Below are 4007 nucleotides of genomic sequence, written 5' to 3'. Positions count from 1 at the left end.
GACTATTTTCGCTTTCTTGATAACCGTCTTCTCTGAACAGATATATTTTTAATTCTTCCCGACGATAAACCCACAATTCGGGGATTTTTAGCAATTGATAGGCCTCTACATCAGTCAGAGAAGTAAAATCCACTTCTATAGCTAAATCGGGAGGAGGATCAACAGTTAAATCAATTCTCTCTTTGCCTAAAATTGCCTGTCTATTATCAATATAAAAACAAGTATCTGGTTCTAATCCCGCTTCTCCCGGCATTTTCAAGGTAATCGGATCAAAACATTCCCAGTCTTTACCTTGACGACGAAGGATAATTTTTACTAAATCACTTAAAAGATTGATACGTTTGCCATGACTTGGTAAGGGAGACATAAGCCGAATTTCTTGCGTTTTGCGATTAAAATAGAGTTTGGGATAGGTTTTTTGGAGACGTAAACTCAGTAATCTTTCGTAATCTTCCCAAGTCTGATGGGGAAAAATAACTTGACTGCCCGGAGATAAAGATAAAGTATTTTCGTTGAGAGTAATTAGTAGCATTTTGGTAATTATCCTTGATTTTTAGCTGTGGGATTTAACTAATTTCGCTCTGGCAACCAATGCCTATCAAGCATTTGTTCAAGGGAATAGGGACAATTTAGAGGAAAATTGTGAGGAGATATTTCAGTTTTTTGACCAACAATAAAAACGGCATCTTGATAGATTTTTTCTTGGTTATCTAGGAGATATTTTTCTAGATTTGTACTTAAGTATCCATTTAGCTGAACTCTAAAAGTAGCTATTTCTCCTTGCCAATGCCGATGATTTAATTCAAATTCTTCTGACCAATATTGCCACAATAAAAGATGAATAATTATCTGTCTTAAAAAACTCTCAACTCGATTTTTATCCCGTTTGCTCAAAGCCTCCAACTCCTCGATTAAATGTTGAATATCCAACTCAGCTAGACGATTTGCCTTGAGAAGTTTAATTGTTTCAGTCAACCAGAGATGTTCATCTTGTTCGTAGAGAAATTGTAACTGATTTAGCCAAGTATCTTTTTTCATATTTTTTTGGCTGAGGAGACTTCTAAAACTGCTTTCGGGTAGGCAATGCGTTGATGGTGGAATTGTTGCCAAACTTGCACAAAAACCTCGGCAATAATTGGTAATTCCTCCTGACGAATACCACTATCTACTAATTGTTGATCGCGCCATCGGGCCTGAAAAATCTTTTTAATCATATCCATGGCTTGTTCTGGGGAGGCCTCCTTCAGCGATCGCAAAGCGGCCTCACTACTATCGGCTAACATAACGATCGCCGTTTCTCGCGATTGGGGAATCGGACCATCGTAGCGAAAGGCCGCCTCATCGACGAATTCTTGACCATTTTGGGCGGATTTTTGCAAAGCTTGCTGATAAAAATAGGAAATTAAGAGATTGCCTTGGTGTTCGGGAATAAAATCGCGGATCACTCGCGGTAAACCGTGTCTGCGGGCCATGACTAACCCTTCACTAACGTGCTTTTTAATAATCTCGGCGCTGACGTAGGGATCGTTAATTTCATCGTGTTTATTCGGGCCACCCATTTGATTTTCAATAAAACCGAGAGGATCGTGCATTTTCCCGATATCGTGATAGAGAGTTCCCGTGCGAATTAATTCCACATTACAGTGCAGTTTTCGGGCGGCCGCTTCAGCTAAACAGGCGACAAAAAGGGTATGTTGAAAAGTACCCGGTGCTTCCGTGGCCAAACGTTTGAGCAAACTACAATTAGGATTGGACAACTCCACCAGACGAATGGGAGTGACCACATCGAAACAGCGTTCCAAATAGGGGGATAATCCTAGGGCGATTACCGTCCAAGCTATCCCCGATAGACCATAGACGAGGGCCGTGGGTAGTAGAGTATAGATGATCGTGCTGGCCGTGGCGCTAACGATTAGGTAAGTGAGCAGATAAACACCCCCTTGACTGACTCCGATTCCCATCCCTAGCAGCGATAATTCATCCCTAGAACGCAATTTTCCCGCTATCATAGCCGCTAATAGTCCCCCTATCGTCCCCGCGATTAAATCGGCGCTGATACCTTGGATGCTGAATAGGGAAAGACCGGCAGTTAAGAGGACTTGGGTGACGGCCAGAGTCGGGCCGTAGAAACTGCTGACTAATAAACCCACGGCGGCCAGATTGGTAAAGGGAATATTGGCGATCGCTAGGATCGGTGTGGTAAAACTTAGTAAACCCAAGAGAATAAAATCCCGGTGACGCAGAGGCCGATGGAGACGTTGGGCAACGAGGCAAAAAGTCCCGATCGCGCTGGTGACAAGGATTGCCGTTGACCCTAAACCCATCCAGTTAATGCCCCGTTCGCTCAAACCAAAGCCATCGATGAGAACAAACTGAGCTTGAGTAATTTTTTCGCCTGCTTTAACGATAATTTGACCGGTTTGAGCGCTAGACATGACCATATCTACCGCTTCCACCGCTTTAGCGGCTTGTTCTTTGGTTGCCTCCCGATCTTCTATCAGGTTCGTTTGTCCCTCTAGGGCTGCCAGAAGGATATTTTCGGCTAAAGACTGCTGGCGACTGGTTAGGCGATCGCTGCTAATCTGCACGGCGATGGTATCCTGTAGGTGACTGGTGGAAATCCCCGGGGGAATGCCTTGCACCAAAATCCGGCGACCCGCTTGCAGGACGGCTTTTTCTAGGTTTTGCCACTCTCGATCGCCCATTTGGGCTGCTGTGATCAGATCGGCGTATTTGAGTTTATTTAAGCTGGAATGCCGATAATTTTGGCTGGTTTGCTCCTTTATTTGCCGTAATTGCCCTAATCGATCGATAAATTGCTCAAAGTTCCCCTTGGCCACGCGCTGACGATAGGCTTGGATTTCGTATATAGCATATTCCTGCTCTTTTGTCAAGAGTTTCGTAAAAGATTCTTCATAGTTGAGGCGGCTCTGTAGAGTTGACCATTGAGCGGCAGAAAAGGTGAGCAGCATTTCCATTGTGGCGTTAGAAATATTCCTGCCCATTAAAATGGAATTTTTTCGCAGAATTGGGCTAATTTGACTTAATTGCCCTAATGTTTCTCGCAGCGATCGCTCGATCTGGGCGGTGGTTTGGGGGTCTCTTTTCAGCCGGGGAAGCAGTCCAGCCCGAATTTTTTGGCGTTTGAGGGCGGTGGTTTCTTGGTCTTGAAAACGGGCATCTTCGGGGGCGATAATCGTGACGGGGGAAATAGTCCCGACGGCCAATTTCGGCTGATTATAGAAACGATAACCGACCACGCTAGTCAGACAACCGACGGTAAACAGGAAGATTAAGGGTCGTCGCAGTTTACCCAGGGAGTAAGAGCGAGATTTTCGGGCAGAATCAGGAAAAACAGTGAAAGAATGCAGAAAATGATTCATAAATTCCAGCTAAATTCTATAAACTGCGCCACCATGCCCAGAGGAAAAATACCAGCAATTTGGTTTTGTGTTCCCTCTTCTATTTTAAGGACTCCCTGTGCAAAAAAATTTTTTCTCGAAAGGTATCTAGGGGCTGCTGAAAAAGTTTGTTGGTGGGGTTAGGAGTCGGTCGCTGGTCGGGGAAGAGAGAGGCAAAAGGCAAGGGTTTGGAACGACACAAGGGAGGGTCTCTCTCCGTTTCCTGATGGGTTAAGCAAGAGGTAGAACCTCTAGAAATGCGTTGCAAGGGTCTCCCTTTGCGTTCGCTATTGTATAAACTCTTTGAAGTCTTGGTTCAGCATTATATTTATATTGATGATATTCTTGACGAATTTCTTCTAAGGCCGATAGTCTCGTTTGGTACGATTGACTACGCCAATAAGCTGTCTCCGTTTTGGGAGCTTTTAAGTTAACTTTTTGATAAGTGATTTTCATAGAGAGATTAAGTAGGTAGGCGTTAAAAACTATCAGACACCCCCCTTATCAAGCTATCCATTAGTCGGATCTTTCTTAACAAAAAGAGAAGAAACTTAAAAAAAGGGTAAACGATTGATAGGTATAGTTTTGAAAGAAGGAATTAAGGTG

The 4007-nt window shown here is 43.8% G+C and carries 3 protein-coding genes; all 3 read right to left on the bottom strand.

Features of this window, described 5'->3' with window-relative positions; translation table 11 throughout:
* Positions 1-532: Uma2 family endonuclease (locus tag PX636_RS15535; RefSeq protein WP_288117747.1), on the bottom strand; the 532-nt coding region annotated here is incomplete at its 3' end.
* 38 nt (positions 533-570) lie between these two features.
* Positions 571-1038 (bottom strand): DUF29 domain-containing protein, encoded by a 468-nt coding sequence (locus PX636_RS15530; protein WP_288117746.1) that lies wholly within the window; start codon positions 1036-1038, stop codon positions 571-573.
* Complete coding sequence (locus PX636_RS15525) at positions 1035-3383, bottom strand: HD family phosphohydrolase (protein ID WP_288117745.1); 2349 nt, start codon at positions 3381-3383, stop codon at positions 1035-1037. Before PX636_RS15525 ends, PX636_RS15530 begins: the two co-directional genes overlap by 4 nt.
* Positions 3384-4007 lie beyond the last annotated feature (624 nt).

Origin of the sequence: Microcystis sp. M53598_WE2 (assembly GCF_030067735.1) — a bacterium.
GTDB lineage: Bacteria > Cyanobacteriota > Cyanobacteriia > Cyanobacteriales > Microcystaceae > Microcystis > Microcystis aeruginosa.
This window is presented reverse-complemented; position numbering and strand designations above follow the sequence as displayed.